Raw genomic sequence first — 21,559 nt, 5'->3', positions numbered from 1 at the left:
ATCATCTTTAGATAGGAAGTAGCCATGGCTAAAGAAAAATTCGAGCGGAGCAAACCGCACGTAAACGTTGGCACCATCGGTCACGTTGACCATGGTAAAACCACACTGACCGCTGCAATTTGTACCATTCTGTCCAAAAAATTTGGTGGTGCAGCGAAAGCCTACGATCAGATTGACAATGCCCCGGAAGAAAAAGCCCGTGGTATTACCATTAATACTTCACACGTAGAATACGAAACCGCAGAGCGTCACTATGCACACGTTGACTGCCCGGGACACGCTGACTACGTGAAAAACATGATTACCGGTGCTGCACAGATGGACGGCGCCATTCTGGTGGTTTCTGCTGCTGACGGTCCGATGCCACAAACTCGTGAGCACATCCTGCTGGCTCGTCAGGTAGGCGTACCTTACATCATCGTTTACATGAACAAATGCGACATGGTAGACGACGAAGAGTTGCTGGAACTGGTAGAAATGGAAATCCGTGATCTGCTGTCTAGCTACGAATTCCCTGGTGATGACATTCCATTGATTAAAGGTTCTGCACTGAAAGCACTGGAAGGTGATACTTCTGACATCGGTGAAGCTTCAATCATGGCTTTGGCAGATGCATTAGACAGCTACATTCCTACTCCGGAACGTGCAGTAGACAAACCATTCCTGTTGCCGATTGAAGACGTATTCTCAATTTCAGGTCGTGGTACCGTGGTTACCGGCCGTGTAGAACGTGGTGTAATCAATGTAGGCGACGAAATTGAAATCGTAGGTCTGAAAGAGACCCAAAAAACCACTTGTACCGGTGTGGAAATGTTCCGCAAACTGCTGGATCAAGGTCAGGCAGGTGACAACGTAGGTGTATTGTTGCGTGGTACCAAACGTGAAGAAGTAGAACGTGGTCAGGTATTGGCAAAACCGGGCAGCATCACTCCGCACACCAAATTCAAAGCAGAAGTTTACGTATTGAGCAAAGAAGAAGGTGGTCGTCATACTCCATTCTTCGCAAACTACCGCCCACAATTCTATTTCCGTACTACTGACGTAACAGGAGCAGTAAGTCTGGCAGAAGGCGTGGAAATGGTAATGCCAGGTGAAAACGTAACCATCGATGTAGAATTGATTCACCCGATTGCGATGGAAGAAGGCTTGCGCTTTGCGATTCGTGAAGGTGGCCGTACAGTTGGTGCCGGTGTGGTTGCTAAAGTTATCGCTTAAAGTTTTGTAGGCCAGTAGCTCAATTGGTAGAGTATCGGTCTCCAAAACCGAGGGTTGGGGGTTCGAGACCCTCCTGGCCTGCCAAAAATCAGACTAATCGGCCATAGGTCGGTTAGTCTTTTTTGTATTAATCAAAAGGTGGTTGTATGGACAACAAAACATCGAAAGATGTGGGAACCAAAACCAAAGCGCAATTAAAAGCTGAAGCCAGACAACAGCAGCAATTGGAAATCAAACGCAACAAGCGTTTTGATTTTCTCAAATATATCCTATCAGCCATACTAATTGCCGCTGGTATCATGGCATTCTATGCTTTGAATGCGCAATTACCACTTTACATCCGTTATCTATTTCCATTAGTAGGAGTAGTAGCGGCCATCGTAATCGTATTTTTCTGGAGTACTGGCGGGCGTGAGCTGACTGCCTATGTGCGTGACAGTGTGTCGGAAGCCAGGAAAGTAGTGTGGCCCGAGCGCAATGAAGCATTGCGCATGACCTTGTTTGTACTAATATTTGTAGCTGTCTTGTCGATATTTATTTGGGGTGTTGACAGCCTGATTTCATGGTTGTTATTCGACATCTTTATGAAGAGGAGTTAATCATGGCAAAACAGTGGTACGTTGTACACGCTTATTCCGGTTTTGAAAAAAATGTCCAGAAAACCTTGAAAGAGCGCATTGAGCGCGAAGGAATGGGTGAGTATTTTGGTCAGATACTGGTGCCGGTTGAAGAAGTGGTGGATATAAAAAATGGTCGCCGCAGTATTACCGAACGCAAATTTTTTCCGGGTTATGTACTGGTAGAAATGGATATGACCGATGCTTCATGGCATCTGGTAAAAAATACCCCGCGTGTAACCGGCTTTATTGGTGGAACAGCCAATAAACCATTACCTATTTCTGCTCGTGAAGTAGATGCTATTTTGCATCAGGTGCAAAGCGGCGTGGAAAAACCAAAACCCAAAGTACTGTTTGATGTTGGCCAGCAAGTACGCGTGAATGAAGGGCCATTCAAAGACTTTAACGGCGTTGTCGAAGAAGTCAATTACGAGCGTAACAAATTACGCGTTGCAGTACAGATATTTGGTCGTGAAACACCAGTGGAGCTGGAATTTTCTCAGGTAGAGAAAATTTAACAGCAAGAATACAACACAACTTAACCTGTGCTTGTAAGGAAAAGAAATTTTCTTTATAATCACGGGTCTTGCTTTTGGGAAGCAGCAAATGCTGCGTCATACCCGTTTATTTGGAGTCTAAATCAAGTGGCAAAAAAAATTGTAGGCTACATCAAACTGCAGATTCCTGCAGGTAAAGCCAATCCATCTCCTCCGGTAGGCCCTGCTTTGGGTCAACGCGGTTTGAATATCATGGAATTCTGTAAAGCATTTAATGCTGCTACACAAAATGTAGAGCCTGGCTTGCCGGTTCCGGTAGTGATTACTGCATTTGCAGATAAATCATTTACCTTTGTGATGAAAACTCCGCCAGCTTCTATTTTGCTGAAAAAAGCAGCTGGTTTGCAAAAAGGTAGCTCTAATCCGCTGACACAAAAAGTGGGTAAAGTGACCCGTGCACAACTGGAAGAAATTGCCAAGGCCAAAGAGCCTGATTTAACTGCTGCGGATCTGGATGCAGCTGTGCGCACCATCGCTGGTAGTGCCCGTTCAATGGGTTTAGATGTGGAGGGTGTGTAAATGGCAAAACTTTCTAAACGTATGCAGGCTATTCGCGCTGCTGTAGAAACCAATAAATTGTATACTATTGATGAAGCATTGAATCTGGTAAAAGCAAATGCTACCGCCAAATTTGATGAATCTATTGATGTGTCTTTCAATTTGGGTGTGGATGCACGTAAATCTGATCAGGTAATCCGTGGTTCAGTAGTACTGCCTAAAGGTACAGGTAAAACTGTACGCGTGGCTGTATTTACTCAGGGTGCCAATGCCGAAGCTGCCAAAGCAGCTGGTGCTGACGTGGTTGGTTTTGATGATCTGGCTGCTGAAGTAAAAGCAGGCAATCTGAACTTCGACGTGGTTATTGCTTCACCTGATGCCATGCGTGTGGTTGGTCAGCTGGGTACCATTCTGGGCCCGCGTGGTCTGATGCCAAACCCTAAAGTAGGTACTGTAACGCCTAATGTTGCTGAAGCTGTAAAAAATGCCAAGGCTGGTCAGGTACAGTATCGTACTGACAAAGCTGGTATTGTTCATGCAACTATTGGCCGTGCTTCTTTTGAAGCTGCTGATCTGCGTGAAAACTTCAATGCTCTTCTGGATGCAATTGTTAAAGCCAAACCTGCTGCTGCAAAAGGCCAATATCTGCGTAAAATCGCAGTATCCAGCACCATGGGTGCAGGCTTGCGTATTGACAGTGCCTCTGTAAATAGCTAAGAAGCATATTACTACTGGCAGTCTGTTTCATTTTAGACTGCCATCAAAATTCATATAAGTGTGTCACATTTATATGTCGGGCTACTTAGAAATAAGTAGATGTCCAAGACCGTAGGGAATCTGTGCTGATAATGCAGATTTTAAAAATTACCCTACGCAGACGGTAGTCCCAGATAATCTTGTGTAAGCTCTGCTTATGGATGTCTTTTTGGGTTGCCGCGCTGGGTGGAGTAATACTTGTATTGCTCTGTTTAAAAACAGTGGGAGGTAGACCTTGAGTCTCAATATTGAAACCAAGCAAGCAGCCGTAGCCGAAATTGCATCAGCCATCGCTAATGCACAAACTATGGTTATTGCCGAGTATCGTGGTATCAGTGTTGCTAGCATGACCGAACTGCGTGCCAATGCTCGTAAGGCAGGTGTATACCTGCATGTGTTGAAAAACACATTAGCCCGTCGCGCTGTTGAAGGTACTTCATTCGCAGGCCTGGCTGACCAGATGGTTGGTCCTTTGGTTTATGCGGTATCTGAAGACCCGGTTGCTGCTGCAAAAGTACTGCACCAGTTCTCGAAAAAAGATGAAAAAATCGTGCTAAAAGCAGGCTCATATAATGGTGAGTTGCTTGATGTTGCTCAGGTTACAGAACTTGCTTCTATTCCGAGCCGCGACGAATTGCTGGCGAAATTGCTGGGTATTATGCAAGCACCTGTTTCTGGCTTTGCCCGTGCACTTGCTGCTCTGGCCGAGAAAAAAGCTGGCGAAGAAGCTGCATAATTTTCATCCCTTATATATTTAAATTTTCATTCTCAATTATTGGAGTTTAATAGCATGGCTATTACTAAAGAAGACATCTTGGAAGCAGTTGGTAACCTGACCGTTATGGAATTGAACGACCTGGTTAAAGCTTTTGAAGAAAAATTCGGTGTTTCTGCAGCTGCTCTGGCTGTTTCAGGCCCTGGTACTAATGGTGTTGCTGCCGCTGAAGAAAAAACTGAGTTTGACGTAGTATTGACTTCTGCCGGTGCACAAAAAGTTGGCGTGATTAAAGTTGTTCGTGCCATCACTGGCCTGGGTCTGAAAGAAGCTAAAGATCTGGTTGACGGCGCTCCTAAAACCCTTAAAGAAGGTGTTTCTCAGGCTGAAGCCGATGACATCAAAAAACAACTGGAAGAAGCTGGCGCTTCTGTCGAAATCAAGTAATCTCAGTTGTGTTTTACAGGCTGGTAGCTTAGGCTACCAGCCTGCTTTCGCTTGTCTAACCTAAGTGAAGTTTTATAAATATTTACAAAAATACCTATAATTTACTTAATTTTACTATATTTATTTTGATAGTTGTCTGAGTATTTATAAAACCTTACTTGCCAAACCTCCCTACTGGAGACTGTTCATGTCCTACTCTTTTACTGAAAAAAAACGTATCCGTAAAAGCTTTGCCAAACGTGCCAATGTATTGGAAGTACCGTTTCTATTAGCTACACAGTTGGATTCCTATACGCAGTTTTTGCAGATGGAAACTCCTTTTGACCAACGTGCTGATACTGGTCTTCAGGCAGCCTTCCAGTCTATTTTCCCAATTGTTAGTCATAACGGTTATGCCCGTCTGGAATTTACCCATTATGTGCTAGGTGAACCTCTGTTCGATATTCCAGAGTGCCAATTACGCGGCATTACTTATGCTGCTCCATTGCGTGCGCGAATTCGTCTGGTAATTTTAGACAAAGAGTCATCCAAACCGAATGTGGTTAAAGAAGTTCGTGAAAATGAAGTATACATGGGTGAAATTCCGCTGATGACACCTAGTGGTTCATTCATTATCAATGGTACTGAGCGTGTGATTGTGTCGCAGTTGCACCGTTCACCAGGCGTATTCTTTGAGCATGATCGCGGTAAATCACACTCTTCAGGTAAATTACTGTTTTCTGCTCGTATTATTCCTTACCGTGGTTCATGGCTTGATTTTGAGTTTGATCCGAAAGATCTGCTTTATTTCCGTATTGACCGTCGCCGTAAAATGCCGGTGACAATTTTGCTGAAAGCCCTAGGTTTCACACCGGAACAGATATTGAATATGTTCTATGACAAAGAACAGTACTTCTTATCTAGAGATGGTGTGCACACTAATCTGATACCGTCACGCCTGAAAGGTGAGACTGCCAAATTCGACTTGGTCGATAAAGACGGTAAAATATTGGTACAGAAGGGTAAACGCATCAATGCCAAAAATATCCGTGACATTGTTGCTGCTGACATTAAATGGCTGGAAGTTGAACCGGAAAGCCTGATTGGCAAGGTGCTGGCTGCTGATGTCATTGTGCCTGATACTGGTGAAGTACTGGCCAAAACCAATGATGAAATCACCGAAGAATTACTGGCACAGTTTGATATTCAGGGAGTTAAGGAGATTTCTACTCTGTATATCAATGATCTGGATCAGGGTGGTTATGTTTCCAATACCCTGCGTACGGACGAAACCGAGGGTCAGCAGGCTGCGCGTATTGCCATTTATCGCATGATGCGCCCGGGTGAACCACCAACCGAAGATGCAGTAGAAGCGTTGTTTAACCGTCTGTTTTTCAGCGAAGACAGTTATGACCTGTCACGCGTTGGCCGGATGAAATTCAACACACGTACCTATCAGCAAAAATTGCTGGAAGCACAGCAAGAATCCTGGTATGGCCGCCTGATGACGCAGACTTTTGTCGATGCCGATAAAGAAGGCAATCATGTGCTGACCATCCCAGATATCGTATCTGTAATTGCCACGCTGGTAGAATTACGCAACGGTCATGGTGAAGTGGATGATATTGACCATTTGGGTAACCGTCGCGTGCGTTCGGTTGGTGAGCTGGCTGAAAACCAGTTCCGTAGTGGCTTGTCACGTGTGGAACGTGCCGTAAAAGAACGCCTGAATCAGGCTGAATCAGAAAATCTGATGCCACATGACCTGATTAATGCCAAACCGGTTTCTGCGGCCATTAAGGAATTTTTCGGATCCAGTCAGTTATCACAGTTTATGGACCAGACTAACCCGCTGTCTGAAGTAACCCATAAGCGTCGTGTATCTGCCTTGGGCCCGGGTGGTCTGACCCGTGAACGTGCTGGTTTTGAGGTGCGTGACGTACATCCAACCCACTATGGTCGCGTATGTCCGATTGAAACGCCAGAAGGCCCGAATATTGGTTTGATTAATTCACTGGCTGTTTATGCCCGTACCAATAAATATGGTTTTCTGGAAACACCTTATCGCCGTGTAGTGGATGGTAAGGTAACCAATGATATTGACTATCTGTCTGCAATCGAAGAAGGCCGCTTTGTCATTGCTCAGGCTAATGCCGATCTGGATGAAGAAGGCCGTATTATCGGTGATCTGGTAACCTGTCGTGAAAAAGGTGAAACCATTATGGCGACACCAGACCGCGTACAGTATATGGACGTGGCTACCGGTCAGGTGGTTTCTGTGGCGGCTTCTCTGATTCCGTTTCTTGAGCACGATGATGCGAACCGTGCTTTGATGGGTGCCAACATGCAACGTCAGGCAGTACCTTGTCTGCGTGCAGAAAAACCACTGGTAGGTACAGGTATTGAACGCTCAGTTGCAATTGATAGTGCTACTGCTATTGCGGCCAGCCGTGGCGGTGTGGTTGAGTATGTCGATGCCAACCGTGTTGTGGTACGTGTCAATGATGACGAAGCTACCGCTGGTGAAGTAGGTGTGGATATTTACAATCTGGTGAAGTTCACCCGTTCCAACCAGTCTACCAACATCAATCAGCGTCCGGCTGTACAGAAAGGCGACGTTATTGCTCGCGGTGATGTGATTGCCGATGGTGCTTCTACTGATTTGGGTGAGCTGGCACTGGGTCAGAATATGACCATTGCTTTCATGCCATGGAATGGTTACAACTATGAAGACTCAATTCTGATTTCAGAACGGGTAGTTGCTGGCGATCGTTATACTTCCATTCATATCGAAGAATTGAATGTGGTATCCCGTGATACCAAACTGGGTGCAGAAGAAATTACCCGTGATATCCCGAACTTGTCTGAACGCATGCAGAATCGTCTGGATGAGTCTGGTATTGTTTACATCGGTGCAGAAGTAGAAGCCGGTGATGTACTGGTGGGTAAAGTAACACCTAAAGGTGAAACTCAACTCACTCCAGAAGAAAAACTGTTGCGAGCTATTTTTGGTGAAAAAGCCAGTGATGTAAAAGATACTTCCTTGCGTATGCCTACTGGCATGAGTGGTACCGTTATTGATGTACAGGTATTCACTCGTGAAGGCATTGAACGTGATAAACGTGCCAAAGCGATTATTGATGCTGAGCTGAAACGCTATCGTCAGAACCTGACTGATCAGTTGCGCATTTTCAATGATGATGCATTTGATCGTATTGAACGCCTGATTCTGGGACAAAAGGTTAATGGCGGCCCCTTAAAACTGGCTAAAGGTGCAGAAGTTACTAAAGACTATCTGGCATCATTGCCGAGCCGGCACGACTGGTTTGATATTCGTCTGAGCGATGAAAGTATCGCCAAACAGGTAGAGCTGATTAAAGAAAGTTTGCAGGCCAAACATGAAGAATCAGATGCCATGTATGAAATCAAGAAGAAAAAACTTACCCAGGGTGATGAATTGCAACCGGGTGTACAGAAGATGGTTAAGGTATTTATTGCCATCAAACGTCGTCTGAAAGCCGGTGACAAGATGGCTGGCCGCCATGGTAATAAGGGTGTGGTATCTCGCATTCTGCCAGTTGAAGACATGCCGTACATGGCTGATGGCCGTTCAGTGGATATTGTGCTGAACCCGCTGGGTGTACCAAGTCGTATGAATATCGGTCAGATTCTGGAAGTGCATCTGGGCTGGGCAGCCAAAGGTATTGGTGAACGGATTGACCGCATGCTGGCGGAAAAACGTGCTGCTGATGATATTCGTGCTTTCCTTGAGAAGGTGTACAACAGTAGTGGCAAGAAAGAAGATCTGTCGCAGTTTAATGACGAAGAAATCATCAATCTGGCACAACATCTGCGTAAAGGGATGACTGTAGCTACGCCGGTATTTGATGGTGCGGAAGAATCCGAAATCAAAAACATGCTGGCGCTGGCCTATCCGGAAGACGATCCGGAAATCCAGAAACTGGGTTTCAACGATACCCGTACCCAGATGACACTGTATGATGGCCGTACCGGTGAAGCCTTTGACCGTAAGGTAACGGTAGGGGTAATGCACTACCTCAAACTGCACCACTTGGTTGATGAGAAAATGCATGCCCGTTCAACTGGTCCGTACAGTCTGGTAACACAGCAGCCACTAGGTGGTAAAGCTCAGTTTGGTGGTCAGCGTTTTGGTGAGATGGAGGTGTGGGCACTGGAAGCTTATGGTGCTGCTTATACCTTGCAGGAAATGTTGACTGTGAAATCAGATGACGTTACCGGCCGTACCAAAATGTATGAAAACATCGTTAAAGGCGAATACAAGATTGACGCCGGCATGCCGGAATCTTTCAATGTGTTACTGAAAGAGATTCGCTCTTTGGGCTTGGATATGGATTTGGAACGTTACTAACCGACACCGGTCGCATGCAGTGTGTAGATACTGCATGCGGCATCGTCAGGAGCAAATATGAAAGCTTTATCAGACTTATTTAATCCGCTGCAAAATGTCAGTGCCGAAGAAGAATTTGACGCAATCAAAATCGGCATTGCTTCGCCGGATACCATTCGTTCTTGGTCGTACGGTGAAGTGAAAAAGCCGGAAACGATTAACTACCGTACCTTCAAACCGGAACGTGACGGCCTGTTCTGTGCCAAAATTTTTGGCCCGATTAAAGATTATGAATGTTTGTGTGGTAAATACAAACGCCTGAAATTCCGTGGTGTGACCTGTGAAAAATGTGGTGTAGAGGTGACTTTGTCCAAAGTGCGTCGTGAGCGCATGGGGCATATTGAACTGGCTGCACCGGTTGCACATATCTGGTTTCTGAAGTCACTGCCATCCCGTCTGGGTATGGTATTGGATATGACTTTGCGGGATATCGAACGCATTCTGTATTTTGAAGCCTATGTGGTAACTGATCCTGGTCTGACTTCATTGCAGCCGCGTCAATTGCTCAGTGAAGAAGAATTCATCAACAAATATGAAGAATTTGGCGGTGACTTTGAAGCCAAGATGGGTGCAGAAGGCATTCGCGATTTGTTGCGTGCCATGGATATTGCTCATGAAGTAACTGTACTGCGTCAGGAGCTTGAGTCCACCAGTTCCGACACTAAAATTAAGAAAATTGCTAAACGCTTGAAAGTGTTGGAAGCATTTCAGCGCTCCGGTATGAGACTGGAGTGGATGATTATGGACGTGCTGCCAGTATTGCCACCGGATTTGCGTCCGCTGGTACCGCTGGATGGTGGCCGTTTTGCCACTTCAGATTTGAATGACCTGTATCGCCGCGTCATTAACCGTAATAATCGTTTGAAACGTTTGCTGGAGTTGCGTGCACCGGACATCATCGTCCGCAATGAAAAACGCATGTTGCAGGAAGCAGTTGACTCCCTGCTGGACAATGGCCGTCGTGGTAAAGCGATGACTGGTGCCAACAAACGTCCGCTGAAATCATTGGCTGACATGATTAAAGGTAAAGGCGGCCGTTTCCGTCAGAACCTGCTGGGTAAACGTGTCGACTATTCTGGCCGTTCAGTGATTACCGTAGGTCCTTACCTGCGACTGCACCAATGCGGTTTGCCGAAAAAAATGGCTCTGGAACTGTTCAAACCGTTTATTTTCCACAAACTGGAACAACTCGACCCAACAGTAACCACCATTAAAAAAGCCAAAAAAATGGTGGAACAGGAAGAGCCGATTGTATGGGATATTCTCGAAGACGTTATTCGTGAACATCCGATTTTGCTCAACCGTGCACCAACCTTGCACCGTTTGGGTATTCAGGCTTTTGAACCGATTCTGATTGAAGGCAAGGCCATTCAGTTGCACCCATTGGTATGTACTGCATTTAATGCCGACTTTGACGGTGACCAGATGGCCGTACATGTACCATTGAGTCTGGAAGCGCAAATGGAAGCGCGTACCCTGATGCTGGCTTCCAACAATGTGTTGTCGCCAGCCAATGGTGACCCGATTATCGTACCGTCACAGGATATCGTATTGGGTCTGTACTACATGACCCGCGACAAAATTAATGGTAAGGGCGAAGGCAGCCTGTTTGCCGATGTGAAGGAAGTACACCGCGCCTATCAGACTCGTCAGGTAGAGCTGGGTACCAAAATTACTGTGCGTTTGCGCGAATGGGTGAAAAACGGTCAGGACGAATTTGTACCAGTAGTAAACCGCTACGAAACTACAGTAGGTCGTGCGCTGCTGTCAGAAATCCTGCCAAAAGGTCTGTCATTCGAGCATATTAATAAAACGCTGAAGAAAAAAGAAATTTCCAAGCTGATTAATGCTTCGTTCCGCCGTTGTGGCTTGCGCGATACAGTGATTTTTGCCGACCATCTGATGTATACCGGTTATGCATTCTCAACCCGTGCCGGTATCTCAATCTGTGTTGACGATATGCTGGTACCGGAAAGCAAACCACAGTTTCTGGCAGAAGCTAATGCCGAAGTGAAAGAGATTGAAGACCAGTATCGTCAAGGTTTGGTAACCAATGGCGAACGCTACAATAAAGTAGTCGATATCTGGGGTCGTACCGGTGACAAGATCGCCAAAGCGATGATGGATAATCTGTCTACCCAGAAAGTAGTTGACCGCGAAGGTAATCTGGTTGATCAGGAATCGTTCAACTCCATCTACATGATGGCCGATTCCGGTGCCCGTGGTTCTGCGGCACAGATTAAACAGTTATCAGGTATGCGCGGCTTGATGGCAAAACCTGATGGTTCCATTATTGAAACACCGATTACCTCCAACTTCCGTGAGGGTTTGACGGTATTGCAGTACTTTATTTCTACCCACGGTGCGCGTAAAGGTCTGGCCGATACCGCATTGAAAACCGCTAACTCCGGTTATCTGACCCGTCGTCTGGTAGACGTAACTCAGGACTTGGTAGTGGTAGAAGATGATTGTGGTACCAATGATGGCTTTGTCATGAAAGCTGTGGTACAGGGCGGTGATATTATCGAATCACTGCGTGACCGCGTACTGGGCCGAGTGACTGCTGAAGACGTGGTGGATCCGACCAGCGGTGAGACACTGGTGGACGCCGGTACCCTGCTAAACGAAAGTCTGGTGGATTTGATTGACAATTCCGGCGTCGATGAAATTAAAGTACGCACGCCGATTACCTGTAAAACCCGCCATGGTTTATGTGCCAAATGTTACGGACGTGACCTGGCACGCGGTAAACTGGTGAATGCTGGTGAATCCGTGGGCGTGATTGCAGCGCAATCCATTGGTGAACCGGGTACCCAGTTAACCATGCGTACCTTCCACATTGGTGGTGCCGCTTCACGAGCAGCTGCTGCCAGTCAGGTAGAAGCAAAATCAGGTGGTACTGTGCGCTTCTCCAGTCAGATGCGTTATGTAGCCAATAACAAAGGTGAGCTGGTAGTAATCGGCCGCTCATCTGAAATCGTGATACATGATGATATCGGTCGTGAGCGTGAACGCCATAAAGTACCTTACGGTGCTTTGTTGCAGGCCAAAGATGGCGGTGTGGTGAAAGCTGGCCAGACTCTGGCTACCTGGGATCCGCATACCCGTCCGATGATTACCGAGTTTGCAGGTCGTGTTCGCTTTGAGAATATCGAAGAAGGCGTGACTGTAGCGAAACAAACCGACGATGTAACCGGTTTGTCCACCTTGGTGGTAATTGATGGTAAACGTCGCTCGTCTACCCAGTCCAAACTGTTGCGTCCAACTGTAAAACTCTTGGATGAAAAAGGCGAAGAAATTCGCATGGCTGGTAGTGAAACCGCTGTTTCCATGGCTTTCCCGGTAGGTGCGGTGATTACCGTACGCGAAGGACAGGAAGTAGGTAAGGGCGATGTGCTGGCGCGTATTCCGCAGGCTTCATCCAAAACCCGCGATATTACCGGTGGTTTGCCACGCGTGGCTGAGTTGTTTGAAGCACGTACCCCTAAAGATGTGGGCATGCTGGCAGAAGTAACCGGTACTGTATCCTTTGGTAAAGAAACCAAGGGTAAACAGCGTCTGATCATCACTGATGCTGATGGTGTTGCCTATGAGACCTTGATTTCTAAAGAAAAACAGGTACTAGTACATGATGGTCAGGTAGTTAACCGTGGTGAAGTGATTGTTGACGGTGCGGTGGATCCACACGATATTCTGCGCTTGCAGGGTATTGAAGCACTGGCGCGTTACATCGTGCAGGAAGTACAGGAAGTGTATCGTCTGCAAGGTGTGAAGATTTCCGACAAGCATATCGAAGTGATTATTCGCCAGATGTTGCGTCGAGTGAATATCGCTGATGCTGGTGACAGCCACTTCATTACCGGTGAGCAGGTTGAACGCGGTGATGTCATGATCGCCAATGAAAAACTGCTGGCCGAAGGTAAGGAACCGGTACGCTTTGATAACGTATTGCTGGGTATTACCAAAGCATCGTTATCTACTGATTCCTTTATCTCTGCGGCTTCCTTCCAGGAAACTACACGTGTACTGACTGAAGCAGCAATTATGGGCAAACGCGATGATTTACGCGGCCTGAAAGAAAATGTGATTGTAGGTCGTCTGATTCCGGCCGGTACTGGTCTGACTTACCATCGCAGCCGTCGTCAGAAATGGCAGGAACAGGTAGCTGCTGAAGCGGCTGATAAAAGCGAATAAGCTTGAATAACTGTTGTAACCAAAACAAAACCGCTGAGTGTCTTTCAGCGGTTTTGTTTTGTGTATGAATCCTTACATTGTTGTTTTTCTGATGAATTAAATAGAATTAAAATTTGATTATCTTGACCAGCAATGTTTTGAGATGCTAAAATTGAACACTTTGCCGGCATGGTGTCGGCATGTATTGACTCAACAGGATAAAAGAGAAAATATGCCTACTATCAACCAATTGGTACGCAAAGGACGTCAAGCTCCAGTTTACGTCAACAAAGTACCTGCTTTAGAGGCTTGCCCTCAAAAACGTGGTGTGTGCACCCGTGTATACACTACTACCCCGAAAAAACCTAACTCAGCTTTGCGTAAAGTGTGCAAAGTGCGTCTGACCAACGGTTATGAAGTGATTTCATATATCGGCGGTGAAGGCCACAACTTGCAGGAACACAGCGTAGTGCTGATTCGCGGCGGTCGTGTAAAAGACTTGCCAGGTGTGCGTTATCACACCGTTCGTGGTTCTTTGGACACCGCTGGTGTGAAAGACCGCAAACAGTCCCGTTCTAAATACGGTGCTAAACGTCCTAAATAAGTGGACGCATCGGCAGAATAACTGTCGAGTAAGTGAATATTTACATAAATATTCGTGGGCAATGCCCAGCTGAATAGTTTAAGGAAATTGAAATGCCAAGACGTAGAGAAGTCCCAAAACGTGACATATTGCCAGATCCGAAATTCGGCAGTATCGAATTATCCAAATTCATGAATGTGCTGATGATTGACGGTAAAAAATCTGTTGCTGAACGCATTGTATATGGTGCTTTAGAACAGATTGCTAAAAAAACCGGCAAAGAAGCCATTGAAGTGTTTAACGAAGCTATTGCCAATGCCAAACCGGTTGTAGAAGTAAAAAGCCGTCGTGTTGGTGGTGCAAACTATCAAGTTCCTGTTGAGGTTCGTTCTACCCGTCGTCTGGCTCTGGCCATGCGCTGGGTACGCGATGCAGCTCGTAAACGCGGTGAGAAATCCATGGATTTGCGTCTGGCAGGTGAATTAATTGATGCGGCAGAAGGCCGCGGCGGTGCATTGAAAAAACGTGAGGAAGTACATCGCATGGCTGAAGCCAACAAGGCCTTCTCTCACTTCCGCTTCTAATGCAGAAAGGCAATTATTGTGGCTCGTAAAACTCCTATTGAACAATACCGTAATATCGGTATTTCTGCACACATTGATGCTGGTAAAACCACCACTTCAGAACGTATTCTGTTTTACACCGGCATGACCCACAAATTGGGTGAAGTTCATGACGGTGCGGCCACTACCGACTGGATGGAGCAGGAACAGGAACGCGGTATTACCATTACTTCTGCTGCCGTAACCACCTTCTGGAAAGGTATGGCAGGCCAGTTTAAAGAACATCGCCTGAATATTATTGATACCCCGGGACACGTGGATTTTACCGTTGAGGTAGAACGTTCTATGCGTGTACTGGACGGTGCAGTTATGGTTTACTGTGCTGTGGGTGGTGTACAGCCTCAGTCTGAAACTGTATGGCGTCAGGCCAATAAATACAAAGTGCCACGTCTGGCCTTTGTAAACAAAATGGACCGTCAGGGTGCCAACTTCTTCCGCGTGGTTGAACAGATGCAAACCCGTCTGCGTGCCAATCCAGTACCGGTTGTGATTCCTGTGGGTGCTGAAGACGGTTTCGAGGGCGTGGTAGATCTGCTGAAAATGCAGGCTATCGTATGGGATGATGCAACTCAGGGTCTGAAATTTGAGTATGCAGACATTCCTGCCGATCTGAAAGACGTTGCTGCAGAATGGCGCGAAAAAATGGTTGAAGCTGCTGCTGAAGCCAACGAAGAACTGATGGAAAAATACCTTGGCGGCGAAGAGCTGAGCGAGGAAGAAATCGTTGCTGCGCTGCGTGCCCGTACACTGGCTGGCGAAATTCAGCCGGTATTGTGTGGTTCTGCCTTTAAGAACAAAGGTGTACAGCGCCTGCTGGATGCTGTGGTTGAGTACCTGCCCAGCCCGACAGACATCCCGCCAGTAGCTGGTGAAAAAGCAGATGGTGAAAAAGACAGCCGTAAAGCCAGCGATGACGAGAAATTCTCCGCTTTGGCGTTCAAACTGATGAACGACAAATACGTTGGTCAGCTGACTTTCATCCGCGTGTACTCTGGCGTGGTGAAATCTGGTGACACCGTAGTAAACTCAGTTAAAGGCACCAAAGAACGTATTGGTCGTCTGGTACAGATGAAAGCCAATGACCGTGATGAAATCGAAGAAGTACGTGCCGGTGACATCGCTGCTGTGATTGGTTTGAAAGATGTGACTACTGGTGAAACTCTGTGTGATTCTGATGCGCCAATTATTCTGGAACGCATGGAATTCCCAGAACCAGTGATTCACGTTGCTGTTGAACCAAAAACCAAAGCTGACCAGGAAAAAATGGGCTTGGCTTTGAACCGTCTGGCTAAAGAAGACCCGTCTTTCCGTGTGAAAACTGACGAAGAATCTGGTCAAACCATTATTTCCGGTATGGGTGAATTGCATCTGGAAATTATTGTAGACCGCATGAAACGCGAATTTGGCGTAGAAGCCAATGTGGGTGCACCACAGGTAGCTTATCGTGAAACCATCCGCAAATCAGTGGAATCCGAAGCCAAATACGTGAAACAGTCTGGCGGTAAAGGTCAGTATGGTCACGTGGTTATCACTATGGAACCTCTGGAACCAGGTGGTGTGAACTACGAATTCATCGACGAAATTAAGGGTGGTGTGATTCCACGCGAATTCATTCCGTCTGTGGACAAAGGTATCCGCGATACCATGACCAACGGTATTCTGGCCGGCTATCCGGTAGTAGATATTCGTGTACGTTTGACTTTTGGTTCCTACCATGATGTAGACTCTTCGCAAATCGCGTTTGAACTGGCCGGTTCCATGGCATTCAAAGACGGTATGCGCAAGGCTTCCCCAGTATTGCTGGAGCCAATCATGGCGGTTGAAGTGGAAACACCGGAAGACTACATGGGCGATGTAATGGGCGACCTGAACCGTCGTCGTGGCATCGTGCTGGGTATGGACGATGATGGTATCGGTGGCAAGAAAGTTCGCGCCGAGGTACCTCTGGCAGAAATGTTCGGTTATTCAACCGATCTGCGTTCTGCTACTCAGGGTCGTGCTACCTATTCCATGGAATTCAAGAAATACGCAGAAGCACCAAATAATGTAGCCGAGCAGGTTATTGCTGCCCGTAAAGGCTAACTTATTTACCGATAACCTGAAAGTATCTGTGCTTTCAGGTTATCATCGTTCTTTAATTGATCTTTATTCAAGGAAACTTAGCTCATGGCTAAAGAAAAATTCGAGCGGAGCAAACCGCACGTAAACGTTGGCACCATCGGTCACGTTGACCATGGTAAAACCACACTGACCGCTGCAATTTGTACCATTCTGTCCAAAAAATTTGGTGGTGCAGCGAAAGCCTACGATCAGATTGACAATGCCCCGGAAGAAAAAGCCCGTGGTATTACCATTAATACTTCACACGTAGAATACGAAACCGCAGAGCGTCACTATGCACACGTTGACTGCCCGGGACACGCTGACTACGTGAAAAACATGATTACCGGTGCTGCACAGATGGACGGCGCCATTCTGGTGGTTTCTGCTGCTGACGGTCCGATGCCACAAACTCGTGAGCACATCCTGCTGGCTCGTCAGGTAGGCGTACCTTACATCATCGTTTACATGAACAAATGCGACATGGTAGACGACGAAGAGTTGCTGGAACTGGTAGAAATGGAAATCCGTGATCTGCTGTCTAGCTACGAATTCCCTGGTGATGACATTCCATTGATTAAAGGTTCTGCACTGAAAGCACTGGAAGGTGATACTTCTGACATCGGTGAAGCTTCAATCATGGCTTTGGCAGATGCATTAGACAGCTACATTCCTACTCCGGAACGTGCAGTAGACAAACCATTCCTGTTGCCGATTGAAGACGTATTCTCAATTTCAGGTCGTGGTACCGTGGTTACCGGCCGTGTAGAACGTGGTGTAATCAATGTAGGCGACGAAATTGAAATCGTAGGTCTGAAAGAGACCCAAAAAACCACTTGTACCGGTGTGGAAATGTTCCGCAAACTGCTGGATCAAGGTCAGGCAGGTGACAACGTAGGTGTATTGTTGCGTGGTACCAAACGTGAAGAAGTAGAACGTGGTCAGGTATTGGCAAAACCGGGCAGCATCACTCCGCACACCAAATTCAAAGCAGAAGTTTACGTATTGAGCAAAGAAGAAGGTGGTCGTCATACTCCATTCTTCGCAAACTACCGCCCACAATTCTATTTCCGTACTACTGACGTAACAGGAGCAGTAAGTCTGGCAGAAGGCGTGGAAATGGTAATGCCAGGTGAAAACGTAACCATCGATGTAGAATTGATTCACCCGATTGCGATGGAAGAAGGCTTGCGCTTTGCGATTCGTGAAGGTGGCCGTACAGTTGGTGCCGGTGTGGTTGCTAAAGTTATCGCTTAATCAGGAAGAATATAGATATGAAAAACCAGAAAATCCGTATTCGCCTGAAAGCTTATGACTACGCTTTGATTGACCGTTCTGCTCAGGAAATCGTGGACACTGCCAAACGTACTGGCGCTGTGGTAAAAGGCCCGATTCCTTTGCCGACTAAAATTGAACGTTTCAACCTGCTGCGTTCTCCACACGTGAATAAAACTTCACGTGAACAGTTGGAAATCCGCACTCATTTGCGTCTGATGGACATTATCGACTGGACTGATAAAACCACCGATGCATTGATGAAACTGGACTTACCTGCTGGTGTCGATGTAGAAATCAAAGTTCAATAATTAATTGAACGCTAAAAAAACGGACTTGATATTAATCAGTCCGTTTTTTTATTTAATTGCAGCAAGAAATCGTCTAAATTTATGGACAATATTTTTAATAATCGAATCAATTTTTTTGATTTAAAATAAAATATTTAATTTTCGAACATCCGCCATGACCGAATGGCCGGCCTGCTTTAATCAGTCTTAATTGCAAGCTAATGTTTCTAACGATGAATCGTTTGACTCTGCTCGATTGGTAACGCTTAAATTAGTGATAAGTAATTGGATTTATATAAACAAAAAGGCCAATACTAATCAGGTATTGGCTGGTGTATCAACAAATTCACTATCGTTCTGTTTAAATCTTCACAATTTTTCTTGCTGAAGATGCATTCGATGCTTAATGATATCTGCCAGTATTTTAATTCCCTTGTTAATTTTTTCTTCCGGAACGGTAACAAAAGCCAGCCGCAAGCAATTATTTTTTTCAGTATAAGCAAAGAAAGTTTCACCGGGGACGAATACTACTTGTTGGTTGATGGCCTCGCTTAGCAACTCAGTAGCATTGATGTTTTCCGGTAATTCAACCCAGATGAACATACCGCCTTCAGGTTGATTCCAGCTAACTTCTTTAGGCATATATTGTGCTAATGACTGCAACATATACTGACAGCGTGTGCTGTAAAGTTGACGGATTTTCGGAATGTGATAGCTGAGAAAATTGTTTTTGCTCAAAATCTGATAAGCGATGTATTGCGTCAGGCTAGGTGTATGTAAATCGGAAGCCTGCTTCAGTTGTACCAATTTGCCGATAAATTGTTTGTTAGCAACTACATAACCCAAACGCAAACCAGGGGTTAAAATTTTTGAGAATGAACCTAAATAGACAGTGTTTTCCGGTGCCAAAGTATACAGACCGGGCAGTCGCTGGCCTTGATAATCCAGATCGCCATAAGGATCATCTTCAATCAGTACTAAGCCGTTCTGTTTTGCTTTTGCAGTTAAAGCCTGCCGCCGCTGTACGGGCAAACGCCGTCCGGTAGGGTTTTGGAAATTGGGAATGCAGTATAGGAACTTCGCCGAGCTTGCCACTTCATCATGGATAGATTCAGGAATTAAGCCTTCATTATCACTGGCAATGGCTACATACTCTGGACAGTACTGATTAAAAGATTGTAATGCACCCAGGTAAGTTGGTGTTTCGACCAGTACTTTATCGTTGACATCGATTAAAGCTTTACCTATCAGATCAAGTGCCTGCTGTGAACCGGTCACAATCAGAATTTCATCTGCGCTGATTGAGACTTGATCGCGGTTAGACAAATAATTGGCAATCCATTGACGTAGTGGGCCATAGCCTTCCGTTGGTCCATATTGCAGAGCGCCGTAGATGTCATCGCTCTCCAATACGGTATTAACGGCTGTCTGAATTTCTGCAAGTGGGAATGCATCTGGTGCCGGCAGGCCACCAGCAAATGAAATCATATCAGCTTGTTCGGTGACTTTCAGGATTTCTCGGATGGTTGAGCTTTTTGAAATCTGCACACGACGGGAATATTTCCAGTGCATAAATTAACTTTCTTAAATGATGATATGCTTATTTTAGCGTTTAAGTTTAGCTGTTATTTATTATTATTTAAATGGTGAATATTAACAATAGTTAGGATGAGGGGTGCGTCAAATGATCTGCATTGCTGTAAGTCATCTTATCAGCAGCAATATTTGTAATGGGTGGGAAATTTGATTATGAAGCTAAACAGAGAAATAGTAGCGTATCGGCAGAAATTTAGGCAAATACGCTACATATTGTTGTACATTTGAGCTAATCAGACAATATTTACAGGCAGGCTATTTCGCTAGCCAGCAGATCGGGTACAGTTTCGCGTTGGCGAATCAGGTGATGTTCTGTACCATTAACCAATACTTCGGCGCCACGGCAGCGGGTATTGTAATTGCTGGCCATACTGGAAGCATAAGCACCGGCACTTTGAATCAGCAATAAATCGCCGGCTTGAGCAGAAATGGTGCGGTCTTTGGCCAGAAAATCACCGGTTTCACAGATTGGCCCCACCACATCAGCAACAAATTCATCTGCTGTTGTCGGGCAGGTATTAAGAATGTTGTGATAGGCCTGATACAACGAAGGACGCATCAAATCATTCATGGCTGCATCGACAATAACAAAGTTCTTTTCTTCACCTTGCTTGATGTATTCAACTGTGGTGAGCAATCCACCGGCATTACCTATCAGGCTGCGTCCGGGCTCCAGCATTAACTGCAACTTGCGTCCGGATAGCAATTGGCTGACTGCTGTTGCATAGGCAGCTAAATCCGGCACATTCTCGTTCTGATAAACAATACCTACGCCGCCACCTAAATCAATATGTTCTAACTCAATATTTTGTTCGGCCAGTTTGTCTACCAGCAGCAACATGCGTTCCAGTGCTTCAATTAAGGGGGATAAATCGGTTAACTGTGAACCGATATGGCAGTCAATTCCGGTAATTTTTAAATGGGGCAGTGTGGTGGCCAGTTGATAGGCTGCTAAGGCATCCTGATAGGCAATACCGAATTTATTTGCCTTTAATCCGGTAGAAATATACGGATGGGTATGAGCGTTAACGTCTGGATTGATACGTAATGATATCGGTGCGATTTTATCTAGACTGGCAGCAATAGTATTAATACGTTCCAGTTCAGCTAACGATTCAACGTTAAAACAGCGAATATTGTTATTCAGAGCAAATTCAATTTCAGCTTTACTTTTACCTACACCGGAAAAGATGGTTTTGCCTGCATCACCACCTGCGAGTAATACCCGTTGCAGTTCACCACCGGAAACAATGTCGAAGCCACACCCAAGCTGAGCGAAGTAACGCAGAATGGATAAATTGCTGTTGGCCTTGACTGCATAACATATCAGCGGCTGTAAAGAGGCAAAAGCTTGCTGATACTGGTTGAGGGCAGCAGCCATTGCCTGCTGGCTGTAAACGTAGAGTGGAGTGCCATATTCAGTGGCTAGAGCAGAATAGGGTACTTGTTCACATTTGAGAGAATCAGTCATGTTTGGGTAGATTTTTCTGGTCAATCGGGTCGATGGTGAGGCCGGTTTGTACTACGCCATATTTGGCTTTATCGCCTTCCTTGGGCAGATACAGGTCACCTTTATAACCACAGGCAGACAGGAAGCTGGCTGCAAGTACACCTAAAAATAAAAAACGAAGCATTAATCTGGCTCTCTATGGTGTAAATGGCAGGTGTAGTGAGACTGCCATAGCGGATAAAACTAGGATTTAGAC

At 45.9% G+C, this 21,559-nt stretch carries 17 protein-coding genes and 1 tRNA gene; 15 read left to right on the top strand and 3 right to left on the bottom strand.

Features of this window, described 5'->3' with window-relative positions:
- The first annotated feature begins 24 nt into the window (after window positions 1–24).
- From tuf (GYX26_RS03945) to rpsJ, 15 genes are all read left to right on the top strand, one after another.
- Window positions 25–1,215 (top strand): elongation factor Tu, encoded by a 1,191-nt coding sequence (tuf, locus tag GYX26_RS03945; protein ID WP_100090166.1) that lies wholly within the window; start codon window positions 25–27, stop codon window positions 1,213–1,215.
- Between the two features lie 8 nt (window positions 1,216–1,223).
- Window positions 1,224–1,299, top strand: a tRNA-Trp gene (locus GYX26_RS03940).
- Between the two features lie 62 nt (window positions 1,300–1,361).
- Window positions 1,362–1,814, top strand: a complete 453-nt coding sequence (gene secE / locus GYX26_RS03935; RefSeq protein WP_100090167.1) for a preprotein translocase subunit SecE — start codon at window positions 1,362–1,364, stop codon at window positions 1,812–1,814.
- A gap of 2 nt (window positions 1,815–1,816) precedes the next feature.
- Entirely contained in the window at window positions 1,817–2,350 is a 534-nt protein-coding gene (gene nusG / locus GYX26_RS03930) for a transcription termination/antitermination protein NusG (protein WP_025329893.1), read from the top strand.
- Window positions 2,351–2,476: 126 nt separating this feature from the next.
- Window positions 2,477–2,908 carry a 50S ribosomal protein L11 gene (gene rplK, locus GYX26_RS03925; RefSeq protein WP_037406890.1) on the top strand — a complete coding sequence of 144 codons (432 nt, stop codon included), beginning with the start codon at window positions 2,477–2,479 and terminating at the stop codon, window positions 2,906–2,908.
- Window positions 2,909–3,604, top strand: coding sequence for a 50S ribosomal protein L1 (gene rplA, locus GYX26_RS03920; RefSeq protein WP_100090168.1), 696 nt, complete (start codon window positions 2,909–2,911; stop codon window positions 3,602–3,604). It begins immediately after the preceding gene.
- A gap of 274 nt (window positions 3,605–3,878) precedes the next feature.
- Window positions 3,879–4,379, top strand: coding sequence for a 50S ribosomal protein L10 (rplJ, locus tag GYX26_RS03915; protein WP_174828191.1), 501 nt, complete (start codon window positions 3,879–3,881; stop codon window positions 4,377–4,379).
- A 54-nt stretch (window positions 4,380–4,433) separates the two neighbouring features.
- Window positions 4,434–4,805: a 50S ribosomal protein L7/L12 gene (gene rplL / locus GYX26_RS03910; protein WP_174828190.1), complete on the top strand. Its 372-nt coding sequence runs from the start codon at window positions 4,434–4,436 to the stop codon at window positions 4,803–4,805.
- 187 nt (window positions 4,806–4,992) lie between these two features.
- The gene (gene rpoB / locus GYX26_RS03905; RefSeq protein WP_100090171.1) at window positions 4,993–9,174 is read left to right on the top strand and encodes a DNA-directed RNA polymerase subunit beta; all 4,182 of its coding nucleotides are present in this window, start codon (window positions 4,993–4,995) and stop codon (window positions 9,172–9,174) included.
- Between the two features lie 57 nt (window positions 9,175–9,231).
- A complete protein-coding gene (gene rpoC / locus GYX26_RS03900; protein ID WP_100090172.1) occupies window positions 9,232–13,407 on the top strand; it encodes a DNA-directed RNA polymerase subunit beta' in 4,176 nt (1,391 codons plus the stop codon).
- 211 nt (window positions 13,408–13,618) lie between these two features.
- Window positions 13,619–13,990, top strand: a complete 372-nt coding sequence (rpsL, locus tag GYX26_RS03895; protein ID WP_025329900.1) for a 30S ribosomal protein S12 — start codon at window positions 13,619–13,621, stop codon at window positions 13,988–13,990.
- Between the two features lie 92 nt (window positions 13,991–14,082).
- On the top strand, window positions 14,083–14,553 hold the full coding sequence (gene rpsG / locus GYX26_RS03890) for a 30S ribosomal protein S7 (RefSeq protein WP_100090173.1): 471 nt from the start codon (window positions 14,083–14,085) through the stop codon (window positions 14,551–14,553).
- Between the two features lie 18 nt (window positions 14,554–14,571).
- A complete protein-coding gene (fusA, locus tag GYX26_RS03885) occupies window positions 14,572–16,674 on the top strand; it encodes an elongation factor G (RefSeq protein WP_100113099.1) in 2,103 nt (700 codons plus the stop codon).
- 84 nt (window positions 16,675–16,758) lie between these two features.
- Window positions 16,759–17,949: an elongation factor Tu gene (tuf, locus tag GYX26_RS03880; RefSeq protein ID WP_100090166.1), complete on the top strand. Its 1,191-nt coding sequence runs from the start codon at window positions 16,759–16,761 to the stop codon at window positions 17,947–17,949.
- Between the two features lie 17 nt (window positions 17,950–17,966).
- Entirely contained in the window at window positions 17,967–18,278 is a 312-nt protein-coding gene (gene rpsJ / locus GYX26_RS03875) for a 30S ribosomal protein S10 (protein ID WP_025329903.1), read from the top strand.
- 348 nt (window positions 18,279–18,626) lie between these two features.
- On the opposite strand, the gene GYX26_RS03870 is transcribed toward rpsJ, so the two are convergent.
- From GYX26_RS03870 to GYX26_RS03860, 3 genes are all read right to left on the bottom strand, one after another.
- Complete coding sequence (locus tag GYX26_RS03870; protein ID WP_174828189.1) at window positions 18,627–19,829, bottom strand: PLP-dependent aminotransferase family protein; 1,203 nt, start codon at window positions 19,827–19,829, stop codon at window positions 18,627–18,629.
- A 268-nt stretch (window positions 19,830–20,097) separates the two neighbouring features.
- Window positions 20,098–21,324: a diaminopimelate decarboxylase gene (gene lysA, locus GYX26_RS03865; protein ID WP_174828188.1), complete on the bottom strand. Its 1,227-nt coding sequence runs from the start codon at window positions 21,322–21,324 to the stop codon at window positions 20,098–20,100.
- Window positions 21,317–21,487 (bottom strand): lipoprotein, encoded by a 171-nt coding sequence (locus GYX26_RS03860; RefSeq protein WP_100090177.1) that lies wholly within the window; start codon window positions 21,485–21,487, stop codon window positions 21,317–21,319. Before GYX26_RS03860 ends, lysA begins: the two co-directional genes overlap by 8 nt.
- Between the last annotated feature and the right edge of the window lie 72 nt (window positions 21,488–21,559).

Origin of the sequence: Snodgrassella sp. ESL0253, from assembly GCF_013344965.1 — a bacterium.
GTDB lineage: Bacteria > Pseudomonadota > Gammaproteobacteria > Burkholderiales > Neisseriaceae > Snodgrassella > Snodgrassella alvi_B.
The sequence above is the reverse complement of the archived record's forward strand: the minus strand, read 5'-3'. Positions and strand labels throughout refer to the sequence as shown.